This window comes from Undibacterium sp. TC9W (genome assembly GCF_049339865.1).
Lineage (GTDB): Bacteria > Pseudomonadota > Gammaproteobacteria > Burkholderiales > Burkholderiaceae_D > Undibacterium.
Window position 1 is genome coordinate 20904 of record NZ_JBMPPJ010000035.1, and the last position, 22397, is coordinate 43300.

The 22397-nt window shown below is 51.7% G+C and carries 20 protein-coding genes; 13 read left to right on the forward strand and 7 right to left on the reverse strand.

What is annotated here, in order from left to right:
* The first annotated feature begins 22 nt into the window (after window positions 1-22).
* On the forward strand, window positions 23-802 hold the full coding sequence (locus ACO0LN_RS28735; protein ID WP_422979912.1) for a hypothetical protein: 780 nt from the start codon (window positions 23-25) through the stop codon (window positions 800-802).
* An 86-nt stretch (window positions 803-888) separates the two neighbouring features.
* On the opposite strand, the gene ACO0LN_RS28740 is transcribed toward ACO0LN_RS28735, so the two are convergent.
* Complete coding sequence (locus tag ACO0LN_RS28740; RefSeq protein WP_422979914.1) at window positions 889-1539, reverse strand: DUF1877 family protein; 651 nt, start codon at window positions 1537-1539, stop codon at window positions 889-891.
* 555 nt (window positions 1540-2094) lie between these two features.
* Between ACO0LN_RS28740 and ACO0LN_RS28745 the strand changes: the two genes are divergently transcribed.
* The 3 genes from ACO0LN_RS28745 (at window position 2095) to ACO0LN_RS28755 (ending at window position 6687) form a co-directional block, all read left to right on the forward strand.
* Window positions 2095-3333, forward strand: coding sequence for an HD-GYP domain-containing protein (locus ACO0LN_RS28745; protein ID WP_422979916.1), 1239 nt, complete (start codon window positions 2095-2097; stop codon window positions 3331-3333).
* Between the two features lie 163 nt (window positions 3334-3496).
* The gene (locus ACO0LN_RS28750) at window positions 3497-5191 is read left to right on the forward strand and encodes a PAS domain S-box protein (protein WP_422979918.1); all 1695 of its coding nucleotides are present in this window, start codon (window positions 3497-3499) and stop codon (window positions 5189-5191) included.
* A gap of 2 nt (window positions 5192-5193) precedes the next feature.
* Entirely contained in the window at window positions 5194-6687 is a 1494-nt protein-coding gene (locus tag ACO0LN_RS28755) for a chemotaxis protein CheW (RefSeq protein ID WP_422979920.1), read from the forward strand.
* A 17-nt stretch (window positions 6688-6704) separates the two neighbouring features.
* Here ACO0LN_RS28755 and ACO0LN_RS28760 read toward each other — a convergent pair whose 3' ends face one another.
* On the reverse strand, window positions 6705-7214 hold the full coding sequence (locus ACO0LN_RS28760) for a Crp/Fnr family transcriptional regulator (RefSeq protein WP_422979922.1): 510 nt from the start codon (window positions 7212-7214) through the stop codon (window positions 6705-6707).
* Window positions 7215-7554: 340 nt separating this feature from the next.
* On the opposite strand from ACO0LN_RS28760, the gene ACO0LN_RS28765 reads away from it, so the two are divergent.
* Window positions 7555-8862 carry a tetratricopeptide repeat protein gene (locus ACO0LN_RS28765; protein WP_422979924.1) on the forward strand — a complete coding sequence of 436 codons (1308 nt, stop codon included), beginning with the start codon at window positions 7555-7557 and terminating at the stop codon, window positions 8860-8862.
* Between the two features lie 131 nt (window positions 8863-8993).
* Here the strand turns inward: ACO0LN_RS28765 and ACO0LN_RS28770 are convergent, their stop codons facing one another.
* The gene (locus ACO0LN_RS28770; RefSeq protein WP_422979927.1) at window positions 8994-9908 is read right to left on the reverse strand and encodes an AraC family transcriptional regulator N-terminal domain-containing protein; all 915 of its coding nucleotides are present in this window, start codon (window positions 9906-9908) and stop codon (window positions 8994-8996) included.
* A 278-nt stretch (window positions 9909-10186) separates the two neighbouring features.
* On the opposite strand from ACO0LN_RS28770, the gene ACO0LN_RS28775 reads away from it, so the two are divergent.
* The 3 genes from ACO0LN_RS28775 to ACO0LN_RS28785 are packed head-to-tail and all read left to right on the forward strand — an operon-like array spanning window position 10187 to window position 14003.
* Entirely contained in the window at window positions 10187-10645 is a 459-nt protein-coding gene (locus tag ACO0LN_RS28775; protein WP_110258299.1) for a (2Fe-2S)-binding protein, read from the forward strand.
* A gap of 14 nt (window positions 10646-10659) precedes the next feature.
* The gene (locus ACO0LN_RS28780) at window positions 10660-12906 is read left to right on the forward strand and encodes a molybdopterin cofactor-binding domain-containing protein (protein ID WP_422979930.1); all 2247 of its coding nucleotides are present in this window, start codon (window positions 10660-10662) and stop codon (window positions 12904-12906) included.
* Window positions 12907-12956: 50 nt separating this feature from the next.
* Entirely contained in the window at window positions 12957-14003 is a 1047-nt protein-coding gene (locus ACO0LN_RS28785; RefSeq protein WP_422979932.1) for an XdhC family protein, read from the forward strand.
* Window positions 14004-14090: 87 nt separating this feature from the next.
* Here ACO0LN_RS28785 and ACO0LN_RS28790 read toward each other — a convergent pair whose 3' ends face one another.
* The 3 genes from ACO0LN_RS28790 to ACO0LN_RS28800 form a co-directional block, all read right to left on the reverse strand.
* Window positions 14091-14399: a hypothetical protein gene (locus ACO0LN_RS28790; protein ID WP_422979934.1), complete on the reverse strand. Its 309-nt coding sequence runs from the start codon at window positions 14397-14399 to the stop codon at window positions 14091-14093.
* A 132-nt stretch (window positions 14400-14531) separates the two neighbouring features.
* Window positions 14532-15470: a hypothetical protein gene (locus ACO0LN_RS28795; RefSeq protein WP_422979936.1), complete on the reverse strand. Its 939-nt coding sequence runs from the start codon at window positions 15468-15470 to the stop codon at window positions 14532-14534.
* A 203-nt stretch (window positions 15471-15673) separates the two neighbouring features.
* Window positions 15674-16612 (reverse strand): hypothetical protein, encoded by a 939-nt coding sequence (locus ACO0LN_RS28800; protein ID WP_422979938.1) that lies wholly within the window; start codon window positions 16610-16612, stop codon window positions 15674-15676.
* 519 nt (window positions 16613-17131) lie between these two features.
* On the opposite strand from ACO0LN_RS28800, the gene ACO0LN_RS28805 reads away from it, so the two are divergent.
* Window positions 17132-17764: an MlaC/ttg2D family ABC transporter substrate-binding protein gene (locus ACO0LN_RS28805; RefSeq protein ID WP_422979940.1), complete on the forward strand. Its 633-nt coding sequence runs from the start codon at window positions 17132-17134 to the stop codon at window positions 17762-17764.
* A gap of 28 nt (window positions 17765-17792) precedes the next feature.
* Here the strand turns inward: ACO0LN_RS28805 and ACO0LN_RS28810 are convergent, their stop codons facing one another.
* On the reverse strand, window positions 17793-18242 hold the full coding sequence (locus tag ACO0LN_RS28810; protein WP_422979942.1) for a hypothetical protein: 450 nt from the start codon (window positions 18240-18242) through the stop codon (window positions 17793-17795).
* 570 nt (window positions 18243-18812) lie between these two features.
* On the opposite strand from ACO0LN_RS28810, the gene ACO0LN_RS28815 reads away from it, so the two are divergent.
* From ACO0LN_RS28815 to ACO0LN_RS28830, 4 genes are all read left to right on the forward strand, one after another.
* Complete coding sequence (locus ACO0LN_RS28815) at window positions 18813-20369, forward strand: tyrosinase family protein (protein WP_422979944.1); 1557 nt, start codon at window positions 18813-18815, stop codon at window positions 20367-20369.
* A gap of 23 nt (window positions 20370-20392) precedes the next feature.
* Window positions 20393-21139 carry a DUF2182 domain-containing protein gene (locus ACO0LN_RS28820; RefSeq protein WP_422979946.1) on the forward strand — a complete coding sequence of 249 codons (747 nt, stop codon included), beginning with the start codon at window positions 20393-20395 and terminating at the stop codon, window positions 21137-21139.
* A gap of 86 nt (window positions 21140-21225) precedes the next feature.
* Window positions 21226-21441, forward strand: a complete 216-nt coding sequence (locus ACO0LN_RS28825; RefSeq protein WP_422979948.1) for a VF530 family DNA-binding protein — start codon at window positions 21226-21228, stop codon at window positions 21439-21441.
* 94 nt (window positions 21442-21535) lie between these two features.
* A complete protein-coding gene (locus ACO0LN_RS28830; protein WP_422979950.1) occupies window positions 21536-22015 on the forward strand; it encodes a DUF2947 family protein in 480 nt (159 codons plus the stop codon).
* Window positions 22016-22397 lie beyond the last annotated feature (382 nt).

Here is a 22397-nt window from a genome sequence, read left to right on the forward strand (position 1 = left end):
GTTCTTGCTCCCCTTATTCTCAATGAATGCATGGGCTGGCAATTACTTTTTCTACGATGGGATACCTCTGTTTAAACTGTCGGACGCTGGTAAATTCGAAATGTTCAGCCTGTTGCAGCAAGATGCAGCTACAAAGCAAGTTCAGTTGAATCAAAACCTCTACCAGCAAATACCCTATGTGTGGTCTTACCATGCCAAAGGCAACGCTGTCAGGCACGCGGTCAGCAAGCTCGATTTTGATGCTACCCCTGATGCGTGCGTCCCCCGAGAAACCATCATATTGAAAGACGCGAAGTCTGAGGGCTTGATGACTACCTTGCCTTTGCCAGCTAAAAGCAGGGCCACGCAGGTGATAGTTGCTGACGAAAGAAGAGAGGCCGCGCTAAAAATACTGGATGCAGCCTTGGTGAAGCGGCGTGTCACACCAGCATGGCGCGCACGCTTGCTGGAGATGGCATCAGTGCATGAAATCCAGTTGCACAATAACGATACCGCGACCCTGCTCGTGCAATTGCATGACGACTGGAAGCAAAGAAGTATCTCTGTCCTGCTACTGCTAACGAAAACTGAGGAGAATATTTACCTGGCTGCCTACTCGGAAATAAATATAGGCGGGCCATCTGGCTCAGAACCAGAGGCTGCCCGCATCGTCTTTATCGATCACCTGGCCACAGAACAAAATGACAGCAAGGTCGTCTTGCTGCGCCGCGAAGGCTATGAAACGACAGACTGGCTGTTACTCAAACAAGCTGGCGTGAAAAAACCCTGGCAAGAAATAGCAAGGCGAGAGACTGGGTGCTGATATCAGGTGTCACCATATAACAGGCAAAAAAATTGATGTGTTTGCCTCCACATGTGGCGCATTGCAATGCACTTGATGACTACTCATTAATTATAAATCACCAGCACATAATTCTGCGCCTTGGCGGCAGACTGATAAAACTGGCTGACGGCGCGGTAAGATGGCAGCAGGAAGTCTTCATAGACGCTATCTTTTTCTTCTTTCCAGGACATGCCACCTACATCATATTTTGCCATTGTGACGCGGTTGAATTGCGACTTGATCGCAGATTCTTTGGTAAGTGCAAAGGCATCTGCAATTGCCTTGACTTCAGTTGGTGCATAAACGCAGGGGCCACCCAGGCCAAAATTGATCGCCGTATCACGTTGCGCTTTATCACAACGCCCTTCTATACCCTTCAATAGCGGGTCGGTAGGCATGGCGTCAGTATCTTGCGGCTGATTACCCATCTTGCGCATTTCTTGCTCGACGGCTTTTTTAAAAGCTTCTTTATCTGTCTTTTTTGTACCGCGTTCTTCACGGTCAAGCACATGCATGCGGGCCACATAGTCTTGCTGCTCAAGACGTTTTTTGGGCGAAGCCAGCCATGAAATCACTTGCCAGTCCTGATCGACGTCCAGCATGGCGGCTTTGGCAAAGCGTGCATCATTTTTCATCTGCCACAAGAGCACAGGTTTTTGTCTGAGCAGTTGTAGTTGTTCAAGGGAGACCTGTACGTAGTAGGCAACGATGCTCATGAGCGTAGTAAGTTGATTGTTAAGCAGTGGGCAATATAGTGACAAGGAAAAGACCCGTCAAGCAGACTTCGGTTCAATTGTTGATTGCGTGGGTAATATTAGAACTCATTTCATCAATGGGGTGAGATGCGTTTGCCTCATAACGTGGGCTGGCAAGGCGGACGAGGCAGTCAATAGCTTTGCCTGTTGATAACGAGTCGATTTGTCAACCCCCGCAGTCTGGCAAGTTATGAGGCAAACCCTCAGTGAACTGACGTTTTAGGCGCATTGCAGCGCGAAATTTATTACCTTGCCATCGCTAAGGCACCAGCCTTAGCTGCAGGCCACGCCTTACACTGCATCCCAAATCGTCTCGTTCGCACTCATCCTGTTGATGAAATGAGTTCTAAAAACGATGTCATACCAAAAGTGGTACACCATTGAATACGATTTACCACCTGTATTGCACCTCCCTTGGATTTGCGGTTACACTCATTTGTCATAAGCCAAAAGTTTGTTCGATCCAGACCTGGCGTTTGCCAGACCAGGCTAGTAGAGTTCACAGGTAGTGCCGTCATGCTTAAAAAAATCAGTATCACTCAATTGCGTCCTGGAATGCATGTCCACGAACTTTGTGGTTCCTGGATCGATACCCCTTTTTGGCATAAGTCATTTACGGTCTCTGACGACGACGACCTGAAAAAAATCCGTGAAAGCAGTATCAAAGAGGCGTGGATAGATACCAGCAAAGGCGAGGATATCGAAGAGCTCGGCCACGTGCATAATACCAAAACCTCGGACACCAGTCCTTCGACAGCAGCGCAGCAGACGCGTGCTTCGGGTGAGGATCAAAAAATCAAGTCCACCAGTTTGCAGGAAGAATTTGGGCGTGCAAGCCGTATAGTCAGCCGATCAAGAGAAGCTGTCTTTGCCATGTTCAATGAGGCCCGCATGGGAAAAGCGGTCGATGTCTCTGAAGCCAAAAGTCTGGTCGAAGAGATTTCCCTTTCTATCATGCGCAATCCGTCTGCACTGATTGGTCTGGCGCGTCTTAAATCGACTGACGATTATACGTATATGCATTCGGTGGCGGTGTGCGCCCTGATGGTGGCCCTTGCGAAACAGCTTGGGCTGAGCAAAGAGCAAACCCGTGACGCTGGCATGGCAGGACTGATGCATGACATCGGCAAAATGGCGGTGGATCAATCAATTTTGAACAAACCAGGGCGTTTGACTGACGAAGAATTTGTCGCCATGAAACTTCACCCGCAGTCTGGTCATCAGATTCTGCTTCAGGCGGGCATCACCAATGAAACCGTTCTCGAAGTTTGTCTGCATCATCATGAAAAAATAGATGGCACCGGATATCCCCATGGACTAAAAGGCGACGAGATCAGCTTATATGCCCGCATGGGCGCCATCTGCGATATCTATGATGCGATTACCTCAGATCGCGCGTATAAAAGCGGTTGGTGCCCTGCAGAGTCCTTACGCAGAATGGCGGAATGGTGCAATGGTCATCTGGATGAAAAGGTGTTTCAGGCCTTTGTCAAGAGTATAGGCATTTACCCAGTCGGCACCTTGGTTCGCATGACTTCAGGGCGTCTTGGCATCGTTGTCGAACAACAAGCGCACAAATCACTGCTCACGCCCAAGGTAAGACTGTTTTTCTCTTCAAAATCAATGACTTACATTCCACCCGAATTGATTGATCTGTCGCATCCGTCAACACAGGACAAAATTGCTGGCCATGAAAACGCCTCAAAATGGGATTTCAAGGATATGAATCGCTATTGGCTGGAGCAGCAGGAGTAGGTTTTGAGAAATGCAGGCTTTTTTGCCTTGTCCTGCAAAACCGCCTATTGTTAATCAATGTTGCATCGCGATGATCTGCAACAATGATTAATGATTGAAATAATTTCCTCATGGAAACGCACAGTATGATCGCTTAACTTTAAAGATAAGGGTTCGAATTGCCATGAATGCACTAGATTCTGCACACCAAACCGCCCTGGTTGAAGCCTTGAGTCGTATTCAGGCGATCATAGAGTTTGATCTGGGCGGGAATATCCTGTACGCAAACGAGCTGTTCCTCAAGGCCATGGGATATACGCTTGATGAAATCGAGGGCCAGCATCATCGTATTTTTTGCGACGCTGCCTACGCCAACAGCATTGAGTATGCGAGCTTCTGGAGTGAGCTTGGCGACGGGCTTACTTATTCTGGTGAATTCAAGCGCTATGGCAAAGAACAACGACCGGTCTGGTTGAACGCCTCATACAATCCTGTGCTTGGAGAAGATGGCAAGCCAAGCAGGATAGTCAAATTTGCCACCGACATTACTGAATCCAAGTTGAGGAATGCAGAGTACCAGGGGAAAATCGATGCCATTGACCGTGTACAGGCCGTCATTGAATTTTCACTTGATGGCAAAGTCATCAACGCCAATCACAATTTTCTGAGCATCTTTGGCTACGGCATTGATGACGTCAATGGACAACATCACCGGATGTTTTGTACACGTCAAGAAGCAGGTTCGCCTGAATACCTCTCTTTCTGGGAACGCCTGGGGCGTGGCGAATTTGATGCGGGCGTCTATCGGCGTGTCAATGCAAAAGGTCGTGATGTGTGGATACAGGCTTCCTACAACCCGGTGTTTGACCCGGAGGGCAAACCCTATAAAGTGGTTAAATTTGCGACGGATATCACGGCCCTGCGGGCGCACCAGACAGAAGTCGAGGGGATGCTCAGTGCGATAGACCGTTCGCAGGCTGTCATTGAGTTTGATCTGCAGGGCAATGTCCTGAACGCGAATAATAATTTCTTGCGTGTGATGGGCTATACCAGCACAGAAATAGTTGATCAGCATCACAAGATGTTTTGCGAGCCTGATCTTGTTAAATCTGCCGCTTACCGTAATTTTTGGGCTGATCTTTCTGATGGTCATTACAAGAGTGGCCGTTTTAAGCGTGTTGGCAAACACGATGCTGAAGTGTGGATACAGGCGACCTATAATCCCATACTTGACCTTCACAAAAAGCCTTACAAAGTCGTCAAGTACGCAGTCGATATCACTGAGCAAGTCTATCGCGAAAAGGAAATCTCAGAAAAAGTCGATGGTATCGCAAAGATACTCGACGAGCTTTCTGCGTCCATCGACAGTATCTCGAACAGCACTGAACAATCGACTGACCTGGCTGAAAAAACGCAGGAAAGAGCAGAAGACGGGATGAGCATATTGAAGCGCTCTCAAGACGCCATCAAAGCCATACAGCAATCGTCAAAAGACATTAACGAAATTATCAACACCATTGCCGACATTGCCCGTCAAACAAATCTGCTCGCATTTAATGCTGCCATTGAGGCTGCCAGAGCAGGCGAACAGGGCCTGGGTTTCTCTGTTGTCGCAGACGAAGTGCGAAAACTGGCTGAAAAATCGACCCTGGCAGCAAGAGAAATCGCGAACCTGATTACTCAGACGGTAGGCAGGGTTGATGAGGGTAGCCGCCTGTCAGAACAAGTCAGTGACTCATTTGTGAAGATCATGGCTTCCATGCGTGACACTGCCAGCTCTATTGAAATTATTCATTCAGCGACAAGCGAACAAGTGACTGCAACAAGAAATGTCTCCAACATTCTCAATCAGCTTAACCAGACTGCCGAGCGAGTTTAGCAATGCCGCCGCTGAGTGTTGAGCCTGACTCGTATTTCAGTTTTGTCTTTTGTGAGCTCAACGGCCTGCAATTTGGCGTGCGCCTTGACAATGTGGTGCAAGCGGTTCCGCGACAAGAGAATCTTCAAGTCTTGCCGCGACGGGATCATGCCATTGAAGGATTGTTCATTTTCGGTCATGAGGCAATTCCGCTCATAGACTTGCGCCGCTGGCTGCCCTGGCCGGGAAACGCTCAACAGGCATTCTCGCAAGTGCTCATTCTGAATCACGCCGGCCATACTGTGGCAGTAGGCATACATGCTGTTCATGGATTACAAAAAATAAAGAGCACGGCCATTCAGCAGCATGTTCATCATGTAGTTGAGCATGAGCTGTTCCATAGCACAGTGTTAGTACCAAAGAAATTGGGCAACTCTGGTCCAGAAGATCATCCAGAAACCGCATGTGGGCTACTCGATGTACCTGCCTTGATTGCATTGTGCAATACCTGGGTAGCATCTTCCGTCGGTATTGAGTCAGGCAATAACAAAGACCTTGAAATCGAAGATGCCAAACACCGTGATGCTGCGGCAGATTCTTATGCATTTTTTGAATTGCAGAACAGAATAATCGCAATAGACGCCAGCAGCGTTGCCGCCGTGGTGCCCATGCCGCACGTACAAAACATCCTGGGCTCAGACAGTGAGGGGCTGGGCATCGCCAAGTGGCGCGAAAGGGATGTCCCTGTGCTGGCCACGCTGGAGACACTGGAGATTAATCCGGCTGGAACGACGAAGTCGCTTGCCAAACTCCTGGTTATTGTCAGCAGCAATAGTCAATGCGTAGGCCTGCCTGTGGATGAAATTCAGGCAATCAAGCGCGTCTACGCCGATAAAATTCAATCACCTGCGAGTGCTGGTTATCCTGTCAATTCCCTATTGACGGGCATCTGCAATGAGGTTGATGATCAGACGATTTTTCTGGTCGATGGTGCGGCACTGGTAAAGAGCTGTCCCATGAGTTCTTTAAGTGTGATCGACGAAACGCAGAAAAAAAACACGAAACTCTCCAGTGAAACCTTTGTCGTTATCCAGGCTGGAACCCCCTTTGCCATTGCCTTGCACTGGCTGGAGGAGATCGTCGATGTACCTGTAGATGTTGACCGCATTAACACGACAAGCCCGGCACAAATAGGAAGCTTCAACTGGAAAAACCAGTCACTCCCTCTATGGGATTTACAGGCACTCAACACAACGATAGCAACCACAGCAAGCAAGGATAACCGTATCCTGATCGTCAAACTGAACAACATCCTGCTGGGCCTGCTGGTCGATCAATTGCTGCTACTGCTACCAGCCAGAAGTGGCCAGGTCATGAACTTTTCCACGCATGACTCGGACACATCACAAATCATCATGACCGAGCAAGCCGGGCATGTCAAAAGCTATCGCATACTGTCGCCGATGTCCTGGTTACCGCTGCAACAGGCCATCATGCCTACTGAACCAGGCCAGTGAGGCAAACTCACTCCCTTTCACAAAAACTCCACCAGTTGCCCGCTCACACTGCGCAGGCGCTGGCTCATGAGTTTGGCCAGCCGTGCCAGGATTTGTACTGCCAGTGCTGGCTTTTCGCGGATGATGCGCTGGTAATTGTCCTTGGTCAGCAGGAGCAGGATACTGGTTTGTGAGGCGAGGCAGGTGGCGGAGCGTTTTTCGCCATCGATGATGGACATCTCGCCTATGGTCTTGCCGTGGCCTACCGAGACGATGCGGTGCGGCGTGCCGTCGAGATCAGTCTTGAGTATCCCGACTTCGCCCTTGACCAGCAGGCCCATGTAGGAACCGGCTTCGCCCTCCCTGAAGATGGTCGTGCCTGCCGAGACTTCATAGCATTGCAGATAGGCCGCCAGGGCCTCAATGTCTTTCCAGTCAAGGTCGGCAAACAGTTGCGATTCAGAGACCATATCGCAGATATCACGCGACTGAAAAGTCGTGCCTGCGCCGACGAGACGAAAACCTGGCAAAGCTTGATCTGGGTTCATTTTTTACTCGCTGTCGTGAATTTTCCTGCTCGCAATCGTTTGAGTATATGGGTCGGCACGCGAAACCACCACCCTATTTTCGCTCGTAGTCACTAGTTTATCGCAATCCACACAATTGCGACAAATACACCATTGCATTCATCACTCAGGGGCGACAAACCCTGGTCCAAGATGAATTATCGTCTCAAGACAAGGTCTCAGAGTACATCAATCGAGTATAATTTTTCATTGCGATATCGGCAATTTATCTAAAATCACATGGCCCCAATAAATCCCTATGGGCACACTTGCCAATACGGTATGTAATTTCCCCCGGCATTTACACTCATACAAGAATCAGATGAAACATTATCTAAGCGCAGCATTATTTTCACTCACTTTCGTCACGGCTGCATCTGCAATTGCCCAAAACAATGAATGGGTAAGCCTTAACACTAAAGCCGCGTCACTTGCTCAACAAGGGAATTATGCTGATGCTGTAACGACAGCCGAGAAAGCTTTAACACTTGCAGAAAAGCGTGGGCTTGATCATTTTGATGTTGCCGTCAGTTTAAGCAATCTTGCTACGTTATACACAAATCAGGGTAGGTATGCTGAAGCCGAACCTTTATTTAAACGCAGCCTGGCAATCGCAGAAAAAAAATTGGGTCCATCCCATGTTGAAGTAGCGGCATGTCTGAATAATCTTGCTGAACTATACAAAATCCAGGGTAAGTACAGTGAGGCTGAGCCCTTATTTATACGTTCACTGGCAATTAGAGAGATGAAGGGCAAAGAAAGTACTGATATAGCAACAGGCCAGAACAATCTGGCAGAGCTGTACAGAATGCAAGGCAAATATGCGCTTGCTGAACCCCTATATTTGAGTTCGTTGGCCGTACGGGAAAAAGCACTTGGCGCTGCTCATCCTGACGTTGCCCAAAGTCTCAACAATATTGCATCTCTCTATAAAACGCTGGGAAAATACGTAGAAGCACAATCTTTATTTGAACGGGCATTGTCAATCTGGGAAAAAGCGCTTGGCTCGTCCGACACATATGTAGCCACAGGACTCAACAATCTCGCAGAGGTGCTCAGGATGCAGGGCAAGCACGCGGAAGCAGAGCGGTTATATAAACGCTCACTGGCAATAAAAGAAAAAATATTTGGTACTGAACATCCCACGGTAGCTGTCACTCTGAGCAACCTGGCTTTATCTTTTGAAGAGCAAGGCAAATATGCAGATGCCGAACCCTTATATATACGTTCATTACGTATTACGGAGAAAGCACTTGGGCCTGATCATCCCTCAGTCGCATCAATATTAAATAATCTGGCTGAGTTGTATCGTGAGCAAAATAAGTATACTGAAGCTGAGCCTGTATGCAAACGCGCTTTGACAATCAGGGAAAACACACTCGGTCCCGAGCATACAGATGTAGCGTTGAGTTTAAACAATCTCGCAGCACTCTATGCCAATCAAAGCAAATATGCAGAGGCGCAAACCTTGTGTCTGCGCTCTTTGTCTATACTGGAAAAAGCATTTGGCAAAAATCATCCAACTACCGTGCGCGCACTCACCAACCTGGCCTTCCTATACCGGCAAACAGGCAGAGAAAACGACGCCCTGGAGCTGGAAAAACGCATGACCAAGCCAAGTCAAGGTTGAAGAAAAGACGCAGGCTGCGATCTCTTGCGCTGCATGCATTCAAGATACATGCAGCGCACCCGCAAATGTGGCTATCGTTCTATAAACCGCATGAAGCCGGGCTGGCTAAATTAATTGCCCAGCTCTGCCCCTCACATCGCCATGCGCATACGCCTGATATCGCGCAATGGCGGTTCACCAAACAGCCGTGTGTATTCACGGCTAAACTGTGAGGCGCTTTCATAGCCCACTCTTAATGCTGCACTGCTGGCGTCGATGTCTTCAATGAGCATGATCTGGCGGGCGTTTTGCAGGCGCAGGTGTTTCAGGTATTGCAAGGGGCTCATGCCTGCCACGGTGCGGAAGTGCAGCCTGAAGGTGGAGGCGCTCATGTGGGCCTTGCTGGCCAGTTCATCAATGGCAACGTCCTCGGTGTAATTCTGCTTGAGCCAGGCGATGACGCGGGCAATTTGCTGGCCCGTTGAGCCAGCGGTGACCAGGTGGCGCAAGACCGGGCCATGCTCGCCATTGAGCAGGCGGACGATGATCTCTTGCTGTATCAGCGGGGCCAGCAAGGGGATGAGTTGCGGTTCATCAAGCAGGCGTACCAGGCGGGTGATGGCGTCAAGCAAACCCTCGTCCATATTCACGACAGACATCGCCAGCGAGGATGCGGCCTTGAGCGGTGCAGCGAATGTCATGCCAGCGGCGCACTGGGTGATGGTATGGGCATCAAGTGTCAGGTACATGCCCAGAAATGGTTGCGTGCTGCTGGCAGTGGTCACATAAGACACCACCGGCAAATCGACTGAGGTGACCAGGGATTGTCCTGGCACATAATCAAATACCTCTTCCCCCAGGTTCACGCGCTTGCTGCCTTGCACGGTAACACCCAAGCCCAGGCCATAGAAACAGGGCATGGGGTCGGTGACCTTACTACGCCTGACCATGATCAAGCCTGGTACCTGGGTGGTACAGTCGCCGTCTGCCTGAATGATGTTGCCGACCATGTCAGCCAGGGAGGGGCTGGATGATGGATAGGCGGCGGTCTGGTGTGAGGTCTGCATGTGACGAGGTTAGATTTTTTAACTGTAGGTTTTTGAACTATCGTTAGCCTACCATTTTCAGGGTGGGGATTTCAATTTCTGCCGGGCATTCATCGAAATAGGCAAGAAATACGTCGAATCAGGCAAACGCTTTATTGGCGGGAGAGCTGACAATAGCCGTCAATTAAGATTTTGCAGCGGCTACCTGTACATGGGCATGGCCGCCGCCATTAACCTGGCACTAACCCGGCACCACGCCGGCATCAACCACATATCGTCACCCCATTTTGGAGGTTTTCATGATCAACTCAACTATTAATGGCAAGAATACCAGCGTCGATGTCGCGCCCGACACGCCTGTGCTGTGGGCCCTGCGCGATACACTGGGCCTGACCGGTACCAAGTTTGGCTGCGGTGCCGCCTTGTGCGGTGCCTGCACCGTGCATTTGAACGGCCAGGCGATACGCTCTTGCGTGACACCTATCTCTGCCGTTGCGGGCCAAAAAATCACCACCATAGAAGCCATGAGCCAGGACAAGGTCGGCAAGGCCGTGCAGGCTGCCTGGGTCAAGCATGACGTGGCCCAATGTGGTTACTGCCAGAGCGGTCAGATCATGAGCGCTACCGCCCTGCTCAAAACCAACAAGAAGCCCAGCGATGCCGACATCGACAGCGCCATGGCGGGCAATATCTGCCGCTGTGGTACTTACGTCCGTATCCGCGCCGCCATTCATGACGCCGCATCCACCTTGGCCTGATCAGGAGAACCACCATGCATTTTGAAGCCCGTTTGAATGAACTGCCACGCCATTTGCAATCCCTGTTGCAATCCACCAGCCCCGAAACCAGCGCAGCCGGCCTGAGCCGCCGCAGCTTCTTGAAGATGGCAACTGCCGGCGGCTTTGCCCTGGGTTGCTACCCCATGCTGGCGATAGGCCAGGACGCCGCAGCCAAGGCACCCGCCGGTTTGAAACCGACCGAGCAACCGGGTGCCTTTGTCCAGATTGCCAAGGATGGCACGGTCACAGTAACGATTAACCGCCTGGAATTTGGCCAGGGCGTGCAAACCGCCCTGCCCCTGATACTGGCAGAAGAGCTCGATGCCGACTGGAGCAAGGTCAAGTATGCCAATGGTAGTAATCACCCCGCCTATGCCGATCCGGCATATGGCATGCATTTGACAGGTGGCTCGAATACCATCGCCCATTCTTATACCCAGTACCGTGAGCTGGGTGCACGCACCCGTGCCATGCTGGTACAGGCTGCGGCAACGCAATGGGGTGTCGATGCCTCTGGCCTGCGTACAGAAAAAGGCGTGGTCTTTGGTCCAGGCGGCAAAAAACTGACGTATGGCGAACTGGCTGAAGCGGCCATGAAATTGCCGGTGCCAGAAAAAGTCGTGTTGAAAGACCCAAAAAGCTTCCGCCTGATCGGCAAACCCACAGGCCGCCTGGATGCCAAAGCCAAATCAACTGGTACCCAGGACTTTGGAATTGATATGCACTTGCCTGGCATGCTGACAGCTGTTGTCGCGCGTCCGCCGGTATTTGGCGCCAAACTCAAGTCTGTCGATGATAGTGCCGCCAAAGCCATCAAGGGTGTCAAGGCCGTGGTACGCGTACCGGTGGATCGCGGTGGCGAAGGCGTGGCCATTATTGCCACAGGCTACTGGCCAGCCAAGCAAGCGCGCGACGTTCTGAAGCTGGAATGGGATCTGGGCAGCGTAGAAAAAGTCGATAGCGTAAAACAACTGGCCAGTTACAAAGAATTGGCCAAGCAGCAAGGCGCATTGAAGTACAACGACGATGTATCAAAAATCGCCACCGCGCCGCACAAACTGAATGCAGAGTTCAGCTTCCCTTACCTCGCCCATACCCCAATGGAGCCATTGAACTGCACAGTCTCCATCAAAGGCGACAAGGCAGAATTGTGGGTAGGCACACAAATGCCTGGTCTGGATGGCTTTGCCGCATCCGCCGCGCTGGGTTTGAAGCCAGAAAACATCGCTGTCCACACCCAGATGGCCGGTGGCGGTTTTGGTCGTCGTGCCATTCCTACCAGCGATTATGTGGTGGAAGCCTGCAATGTCACCAAGGCAGCAGTCGCCGCTGGCCTCGATGCGCCGGTGCGCACGCTGTGGAGCCGTGAAGATGACGTCAAGGGTGGCTACTACCGCCCCATGCATGTGCACAGGGCCGACATCGGTTTTGATGCGCAGGGCAATATCCTCGGCTGGGACCATGTCATCGTCGGCCAGTCCATCGTCAGCGGCACGCCGTTCGAAGGCATGATGGTCAAGAATGGCGTCGATGCAACCGCCGTGGAAGGCATGAAAGAACCGTATGACATGCCGATGCGCCTGTCTGTCCATCACCCAAAAATCAATGTGCCGGTCTTGTGGTGGCGCAGTGTGGGCTCTACCCATACCGCCTTTGTGATGGAGACCCTGCTCGATGAAATTGCCGAAACCACCAAGCAAGACCCGGTTGCCTATCGCCTGAAACTGATGGGCGACAAGCATCCACGTCATAAGGCAGCCCTGGAACTGGCAGTAGAAAAATCTGGCTACGGCAAAAAGAAATTGCCTGCAGGGCGTGCCTATGGTGTCGCTGTGCATGAATCCTTCTCGTCCATCGTTGCCTATGTGGTAGAAGCATCCATCAAAAATGGCCAGCCCAAATTGCACAAGGTCACGGCTGGCGTGCATTGTAATCTGGCGGTCAATCCCAAAACGGTGGAAGCACAGGTCCAGGGTGCGGCACTGATGGGCTTGTCGATGTGCCTGCCGGGTGCTGCCATCACGCTCAAGGATGGTGTGGTCGAGCAAAGTAACTTCGGTGATTTTGTCGTGCCACGCATTACCGACATGCCGCAGGTTGCCGTGCACATCGTGCCTAGTGCAGATGCACCTACCGGCATGGGTGAACCTGGCTTGCCAGCCTTGGCCCCGGCATTTGCGAATGCCGTTGCCAGGGCAGGTGGCAAGCGCTGGCGTGAACTGCCATTCAAGGCTGGTTAAGCTCCATTAAGCTTAAATCAGTTAAGGTCAACTCAGTAAAAGTCAAAGCAATGGAAGATCTCGATACCCTGGTCCTGCGCACTGCGCTGAACTGGCACACGCAGGACTTGCAAGTCATCCTCGTCACGGTGGCACGCACCTGGGGTTCTTCACCACGCCCGCCAGGGTCGCTGATGGCGATCAACGGGCGCGGTGAAACCGTGGGCTCGGTATCGGGTGGCTGCATAGAAGATGATCTTATCCACCGCATCCGGGAAGAAGGCGTGCAGGCCGTCTGCACGGGCAACCTGCCGCTGGTGCTACGCTATGGCATCTCCGCCGACCAGGCGCACCGCTTTGGTCTGCCCTGTGGTGGCACGGTAGAACTGGTGCTGGAACCTGTCTCTGCGCACAGCCGCCTTGATGAATTGCTGCTCGCTTGCGAACAGCGCCGTAGCGTAGAGCGCACGCTGGATTTGCAGACCGGCCATGCCCAACTGCAGGCAGGCAAGTACGACGGCATGCCGCGGCTGGATGATCACAGGCTCATCACTTACCTTGGCCCGCAAGCCCGCATCATCGTCATCGGTGCCAGTGACCTGTCGCGTTACCTTTGCCAGTTTGCACTGAGCCTGGGTTTTGCCGTCATCGTCTGCGACCCGCGTGAAGAATACCGCGCCAGCTGGCAATTGCCAGGAGTAGTCGTCAGCGAAGAAATGCCGGACGACCTGATACTGCGCCTGCAACCCGACAACCGCACCGCCGTCATCGCCCTCACCCACGACCCCAAGCTTGATGACCTTGCACTCATCGATGCCCTGCAATCAAATGCCTTCTATGTAGGCGCCATCGGCTCACGCCGCAACAGCCAGCAAAGACGCGAACGCCTGCACGTCCATTTCGATATCCCGGAATCTGCCTTGCAGGCCCTGCATGGCCCAGCGGGCCTGTACATAGGTAGCAAGACTCCGGCAGAAATTGCCCTGTCCATCATGGCAGAAATTGTCGCGATCAAGAATGGCATCGCGCAGCCCGCCAGCACACCTGTCGTGCTTGGCAAGGCGATCTATGAAAGCCAGCCGCAAGAAGAGATACACAACTACTCTTGTGCAATCTAGTCAATGCCACCCAACCGCCTCTATCGCATGGCGAGCCATAGCCACACTCCGCCACTCATGCGCCTGACTTGAGCCACAGACCTTGTGTCACTCGATCTGGGCATCGTAAGCAGACAGGAGTGACATTACCGTCTTGTCGGCCTTGTACTTGCGCTTTAGCGCTGCTAGTTGCGCATCACTCCCCTTGCAGGCCTTGTCAATTCTGGCGTCAAAAGCCGCCCTGTTTTTACCTTCACCCGGATCCTCGCCGCGCAGGTGATCGCAGGTGTCACGGCGAACAACAAATTCACGTACATCAGCCGGCTGGGCAGGCGGCGCAGCATGGGCAACATCGACCATCATCACACCAGCAACCAGACAAGGCACTGTTGCAAAACCAAAAATATTTTTTAACATGGACAACACTCCAAATTGAGAAATTGAGAATACTGCGGGTACTCATGCAGATGACCAATCACATCGCGCCATTGGCACTCAGATCGACTGAATATCCCTGATATCAAATCAGTTGCAAAGCGTTACCTGACATCATGGTTGCAAGGGCAACCAGACTGCAGCCGTAGCTCCTTTAGCGCTGTAGATCACATGGCCGGTCTTGAGATCGACCACCTGTGGATCAACACCTTCCAGCTCACCGGCAACCAGGGCAAGATTGCCCAGCATCGTGACTTGTAGATAGGGTGGTGTCTTGAGCGCAGGCTGTTGCAATTGACCGTCAGCCCGCTTGACAACAAAAGCGGGGGCCGCAAGGTGCGGCGTATCGCCCATCATTGTACCGAAGCCCAGGTAGTAAGGCGTAGCACCAGGATCGGCAAATGCTGCTGTTTCAAAATTTTTGTCGGCCTTCAATAATGCCTTGCCGGCTTGCTCATGCTTTGGGTCATCCTGTGCGTCACAGATGCTACCTGCTGTTGCGCACTGCCCGCGCGCCATCAGGAAGGCAGTAGACACTGAGCCAGTGGCAGGCCGCAGTTTGCTCATGAAGCTGCTGCAGTCTTCATCACCCGTAGCCGATTTTGCCGCTGGTTTGTCGAGCTTGCGCCAGCGCCCTTCTTTGGACGGCTCGTACAGGGCGCATTGCAAGGTTTTTCCCTTGCCAGTTGTAGCCACGACTTGCAACTGGTTACCGTCCTTACCCAGCCAACCATCAATCGGTGTGACACCAACTGGCGGCGCTTCGCCGACCGTATTGGTTTCTGCTGGTTTAGACTGGTAACGCAATTGATGGATACCTTGTTTGCCCACGGCCCAGGCTTCAGGTCGGTCGGTGCGCCAGACAACCACACTCGGTGCTGTCGGGTTCGAATACAGGCTGAAAGCAGACTTGTCCACCGGGTTGACCAAACGCAGTTCGACGCTACCATTAAGGGGCTGCAACAGTGCCAGGCGCGGCCCTTGTGCATAAACCGAAGAGACTGAAAACGCCAGTATGCAGAGCAAAGGAGCAGATCGAATATTAAATTTCATGGGTCTGATCAAAAGAATTCCGAACCCATAATCTTAGCAGAAGGCGCGAACGCGAAAGCTTGTGAGAACTGTAACAGTTGCAACAAAATTGTCCCAACAAGGTGTCTGCAACGACGGCCATACTTTGGCAGAGAATTTTACTAACTGCAGAATCCCCAACGCTGCCGGGACAGTTTTGTGTAAGTCCTTTATTCAAATAAATTCTAGTAAGGCAATCGCTTGATCATTTCATCCAGAGTCACATTATGCATATTACGTGTGTGGCCGGTTTCTGGATAGACAGCAGCCACCTCCCATTGCTGCTGCTCGTTTAAGCGGAACCAGATATCGCAGATAAAGAAGTCGCTGTCGGGCGCACCGCGGTTACCGTCATAGTAATTACTGCGAAAGTGGATGAGTGATGCCCCATGCCGATTAGTCATGCGGGCGAGACGGCCATTGGCCATCAGTTCCATGCGAAGTTCGCCAAACTCAGACAATGGAACCAGACGCAAACGTGGTGGGAGCCTGCCGTCTGCCAGGCGTTTAACCGGTGGATGATTACTGGGCGCATCATAGACCATACCCGCGCCAGCATAACGGTCACCGCGTTTTGCAGCTTTGGCGAAATACACCTCTGGATCTTCGTCGCCGGGCATCTTGAGATGGGTAGCGACATCGACCAGCGTATCAAGCGCACGATAGCTTTGCCCACGCAACTCGCTGGCACGAATGAAGTCGGACGACGTAGTACGCACGACATTAAGCCATTTGACACCAGAATCCCCGCCCGCCATCGCTTGCAGTGACTGCCAGGTAGATTCCACCGTAGCTTTCAATGAATTGCGGTTCACATCGGTATCGGCGATCGCCGCATCCTGTGTCCATTTCCAGACCGGGATTGGTTGCCTCCAGTCAAAGGAGCCCGTCAGGTTCGCGGGCAGGCTTGCTGCGGTGATCTGCGTACGCAGTTGCAGCACGTCTTGTACCGGAAAAACCGTCGCATAAGGCTGATCTGCCGTATAGACTAGGCTGGTGATACGGACATCAAGTTCTGGATTGGCCTCCATTTCGTATGGTCTTTCGCAAGACACGCGCAACTGATTACCTGTAGCACGCAAGAAGTAAGGATGAATGACGGCATAGTCCTCCAGCTTCCCCATGAAGCCAGGCGCCTCTTTGTAATAATTGGAGGCGCCACTACCGAGCCAGTTGCTCGAAAACCCATTAATCCAGCTTGTGGGACAAGACCTAGGGCTGGTAATGACGCGCAACAATGGAAGCTCGACACTGGTCCTATGCTTCTGATCGGCCGCCGCCTGACCAGTAGTAGACTGTAAAAGAAGCAGTGCGAGCAAGCTGCCCGCCAAGATAGTTTTTTTCATCATTAAATAACGAGAGTAGTCAGAGCGCTTCCTTAATCAGAGCTCAATTGACGGCGACATGCCGCCGCTGGATTCCGATGCAAAATATTATGTTGAGTAAGCATAGCGATAAAGTTTACTACAGACCTACGAAAAGGAAGCATTTTGCTTCCTGCCACGCTATCGAACGCAGCAAAATACTTGAATTGCGCCCGACTTGCTGGCCCTCTGCATCTACCGTAAAAGCAAATGCTCAGGTCAGTGTCCAGGCTGTTCTATAATAAGCTGCATCTTTATAACACAAGGGCATCGGGCCCCATGCTAAAGCAACTTCTTATACCTGTAACGTTTATCCTGGCCCTAAGTACCCAGGGTGCAGCACATGCTTACGATACTTCCTCCCCTGAAGGTTTGATCAGGGAAATGTCAGCTGATATCCTGGATACCATCAATTCAGATGAAGCCATCAAGGCAGGAGATACCAGCAAGCTAAGCGCACTGGTCGAAGCCAAGCTCATGAGCGGGCTTAACATTGAGCGGATGACCTCCAGTACTTTAGGTCGCAACTACCGAGCGCCAACACCCGAGCAGCTATTTCGTCTGCAAGAAGAATTTAAAGTTCGAGTCGCGCGCTTATATGCAGGTGCCATATCACGCGTGAAGGCAAATGCTACCATCAAACAAAAATCGCGCCTCAGAGAAGGGCACGAGATTGACCTCGAAGTCTATACCGAAATCCAGAACCAGGATCAAACTGACGAACCCATAGAAATTAAATACCGCTTGGGAATAACGAACAATGGCTGGAAGATTATCGATATAAAAATCCTCGACTCCTGGCTGTCCCGCCTGTACGGCGCTGCTTTTGCCGCCCAGATCAATGCAAGTGGTGTTGAAAGTCTGATCAACAGACTTGCGTCCATGAACAAGAGGGCGCTCGACAACAATTGAAAAAGAACACAGGATGAACGGCACCACTTCAGCGTTTGGCTTTGGTTGGCGCTGCCAACTCATAGTTGTAAGTACCGCAGCTATCCGCCCCCGTGCTGGTGGTTGGAGCCGTCTCGCCGGACGAGAAAGCCAGGCCGAGCGGTGTCGAATCGCCCGGCAAGGCCTCTGGCGTCCAGGCCAGAACCCAGCGCACTGGGCGAGCAATCTTGCCTCCGCACAGACGGTTGCCTTTTTGCAGCACCAGATCAACGGGCTGCAGCACTTTATAAACCTGTGCATGCACCACATCGCCGTCGGCTTTAAAGCCCTTCTGTTTTCCTTGCAGAGCCAACTCCAAGGTTTGTCCTCCCTGGAAGCGTAAGCGCACAGGAGAAAACTCAATATTGCCAGTGATAGATGCAGCAGTATTGCTGACAGCGTCCCAACGCTCAGAACCCGCGGCTTGCACCATACTGCAATTGATAGCCATCAAAGTCATGGCAGCAAGCAAAACTGCAGCCGACCGGATTCGTTTGGTGTTGCAACTCATATTCATATTTATATCTTTTCCTTTCTGGATCAGACCGATCAAGCTTGACAAGACAACGCATTTGCCAGCTTGGCTGGCTGCCTAAAGTGTTGCACTTGCCCAGGCTGTCAAGTCACATTAAAGATTTCAGAGATACCAATCTCTTGATCATAGAGCAGTATATAGCAGCCACCGCTGTATGCATCGGCCACTCCTTGCGCAAGCACGGTTGCACTCAGCTCCAGCTACCTCGGGCTGAGCGTTGGTGTAGCCACCGTTGCTGGTCACAAGCTGAATGCTTCCGAGCTCTATCCTGACATTGATGTTATCAGATGGCGTGCCCTCAGCCGATACGGATAATTCCCGGCTAAGTCCAAATTCCTCACTAAGTCCTGCTTGACGGCAGAGCAACTGCATCCCAAATGCCCATACAACTGCCCAGCAGCAATCCCTCTTGAATAAACAATTGACAATAAATGAATAATATTGCAAGATTTTATAGCAATATTTTTGCATACCTGATCATCTCAAGGAGGATGTATGACATTTGAACGCAAGGACGTATCAAAACTGGATTCTGACTGGAACGATACGCTGGTCTGGTATGCAAAGGCAGTGGGCAAGCTGCAGGAAAGGCCGCTGGCATCGCGCACCAGCTGGCGGTTTCTGGCGGCCATGCATGGCTTTAATGAAGAGCTATGGTCGGCCCATGGCTATTACAGTAGTGGCGAGGCCCTGCCCTCAGACAGTGACAGGGCCAGATTCTGGGATCAGTGCCAGCATCAGAGCTGGTATTTTTTGCCCTGGCACCGTGGTTACCTCGCATCATTTGAAGCCATCGTGCGCAGTGCCGTGGTTGAGCTTGGTGGCCCGGCGGACTGGGCGCTGCCTTACTGGAATTATTTTGATCCCGATTCACGCTCTGTGCCACCGGCTTTCCTGCAAAAAACCATGCCGGACGGCTCACCCAATCATTTGTTTGTCGAAGCCCGCTATGGTGATGGCGACGGCAACTTCATCATCCTGGCTGAAGATATCTCGCTGAATGCCCTGAAAGACCATGCCTTCGTCGGCGGCAACACAGGTGGTCATCCTGGTTTTGGCGGGCCAGAAACCGAATTTTGGCATGGCAAAGGTGTCAACGGTCATCTGGAGTTTGACCCGCACAATACCGTGCATGGCCTGGTGGGGGGCACTGCCGATACGGCACATCCAACCAACCGAGCCGCCTACGGCCTGATGTCCACCCCCGCCACCGCCGCGCTGGACCCCATCTTCTGGCTGCACCATGCGAATATAGACCGCCTGTGGGAAGTCTGGCGCAAGCGCGACCCGCACAATCTTGACCCCGATCAGGAGACCTGGCTCAAAGGCCCGGTTGACCGCAAGTTCATCGTGCCTGACGCCGATGGCGAAGGCATCACCTTCACTGCATCACAAATGCTTGATACCACTGCAGCGCCATTGAACTACACTTATCAGGACACCAGCGACCCGCTGGCTGGCAGCACGCGCAAAAAAGTCAGGCTGACAGGTTTGCGTCTCCTGAGCGATGCGCCTATGGTGAATTTTCTGGATATCAAATCCGCAGGAGGCCAGGTGGCGACAGAATTATTGGGTGCCAATGCCAGCACCATCAAACTGGCAGGCGGCGTTTCACAAACCAGGGTGACGCTGGACAAAGCCAGCGCTGACAAAGTCAATAACAGCTTCGACAACGTCAAACTGTTCAGCACCACGCCCAAGGAACCAGACCGCGTCTTTTTGAACCTCGAAAACATACGCGGTAAAAATGATGCAGCCGTCTTCTACGTCTATGTGAATGTGCCCAATGGTGACAACCCGCAAGACCATCCTGAAAACAAGGTCGGCGTGCTGTCGTTGTTTGGTGTATCCGACGCCAGCAAGACAGACAGCCCACATGGCGGTGCAGGCATCACCCAGGTGTTTGAAATCACCAGCATCGTCGATAACCTGCAACTTGATGAAAGCCAGCTCAGCGATACCCTGCAAGTGCAATTCGTAGCACGCAATACCGTCAAGCCTGAGCACGACATCACGGTAGAACGCGTCAGCGTGTTCCGCGAAAGCTTGTAGCGAACTGCAAAAGCCTACTAGCCATGTTGTTCGCCATCTTGCGTGCGGCCCTGCTGAGCTGCCCCCGCCCCCTGCTGTTGATCAGCCTGGCGGGCTGGCTGGGTTTGGCTACGCTGCAATTTGGCGTGCGTGTGCCAGAGTACTGCGGCAGCCTTGCCAACATAGACCTGGCTTATCTCGCCAATATCGGCGATCGCCTGGTCTTTGTCTGGCACACCAATTCAAGGCCCACCATGATGGCCAACTGGCTGCTGATGCTGCTGGCCATGATGTCACCCCTGCTCGCACAAGAAGTGACTTACCTGTGGCAACGCAGCCTGGCGCGCCGCCGCCTGCGCGCCTTGCTGCTGTTTGCCATCGCCTATTTACTGATATGGAGCCTGGCTGGCGCATTCATCATGCTGGCCTCACTGCTGCTGCGCCTGGCCATAGGCGACATGCGCTGGTGCTTTGCCATGTTGCTGGCACTTGCCCTGCTATGGCAAATCAGCCCCGCCAAACAATACTGCCTGAACCGCTGTCACAGCCGCCCCCGCCTCGCCGCCTTTGGCTGGCAGGCTGACCGCGACAGCCTGCGCTATGGCCTGCAAGCCGCCGTCTGGTGCGGCGGCACCTGCTGGGCCTGGATGCTGGCCGCCACCGCAGCCGGCCCCGCCCACTTCCCCTTCATGCTGATCACCTCAGCCTGGCTCCTGATAGACCGCCAGGCCCCGGGCCGCGTGCCTGCATGGCAATTGCCCTACAGCCTGCGCTGGTACCGCCCCGCCTGATACCACCCGCGCAGCCCCGGTGATATCATCCGTATTACCGAAGAACCAACGTGAATCTGAACAAGATCACCGACATGAGCACCAGCATGAACACACCAGCCCCCCGCAGCCTCAACGGCATCACCCTCGAAAAAATCCTCGAACAACTCGTCGCGTATTATGGCTGGGAGCAAATGGGACAGATGATAGACATCAACTGCTTCAAGAGCGACCCCAGCATCAAATCCAGTTTGAAGTTTTTGCGCAAGACACCGTGGGCACGGGTCAAGGTGGAGGAGTTGTATTTGGGGATGCCGGGGTGAAGATTTTTGTCGTAGCTTGTAAAAACCTGTAGATCGTTTTCAAGGAAAAATATGATGGCTATATCTTTGCGAGCCAAGCTGATCAGCAACTGACATGAAAAATATTCTCAACTCTTCTCTAGCAATTTTCTTTTCAGACATCGATTTGGCTGATGCAGAAAAAATAAAAGATTTGTATAGCCTTGAGTTAAATGAAACCCAAGAAATCTGGAATTCACGCTTTCAATATGACGTTTCGGACTTTCATAAATTACCGAAAAGCTCGTGGCTATATTCGACTAATTGGAAAAACATTGGGCGATGGCTTGAGCCATACAATGAGCCAAGCCGCTTTCATGAGGTGTTAGACTTAATTCGGGTTAATTCAGGGTGGACTGGCGAGACTAGATTAATGTTAATCCAATCGAAAAAATGCATGATTGAACTCTCTTTTTTTCATTTATGTGAATACTGGGAGGAATTATTTTGTATATGCGATGATGGTCCAATTTTAATGAGTAAATCTCCCGAATCTTCCCAAGTATTTCAATTTTACCCACTAGGTAATCTTGTTACAGCAAATGTGCAATTTTGAAGCACGTACTTAAGACATTAAAAATCAAAAAAGCGATGAAATTGAAAATATCTCAGGGTGAAGACTTTTTTGACTTATTCGAATATGAATTGTCAGACGATGCAAAAATTCTGCATATAAATTATCGCAACGAGAAGCACATTGTTCATTTACGAAAATTCAAGATGAATTTTGAAAATATGCCGCCTGAACTTTGGTTACTTTCAGATCAGGATGTGATGGATTTATTTAAGGAAAAATTCATGGCATATCATCTTAAGGAATCTCTGATTAAGTCCCCGAGCACTGATTCAGAAACGGTAATATAAGCTTATTTTCCATTGAATCATAAATACCATGAGACAGACAACATTTGCCGAAGGTGGCTTTGAACGCTATGCCA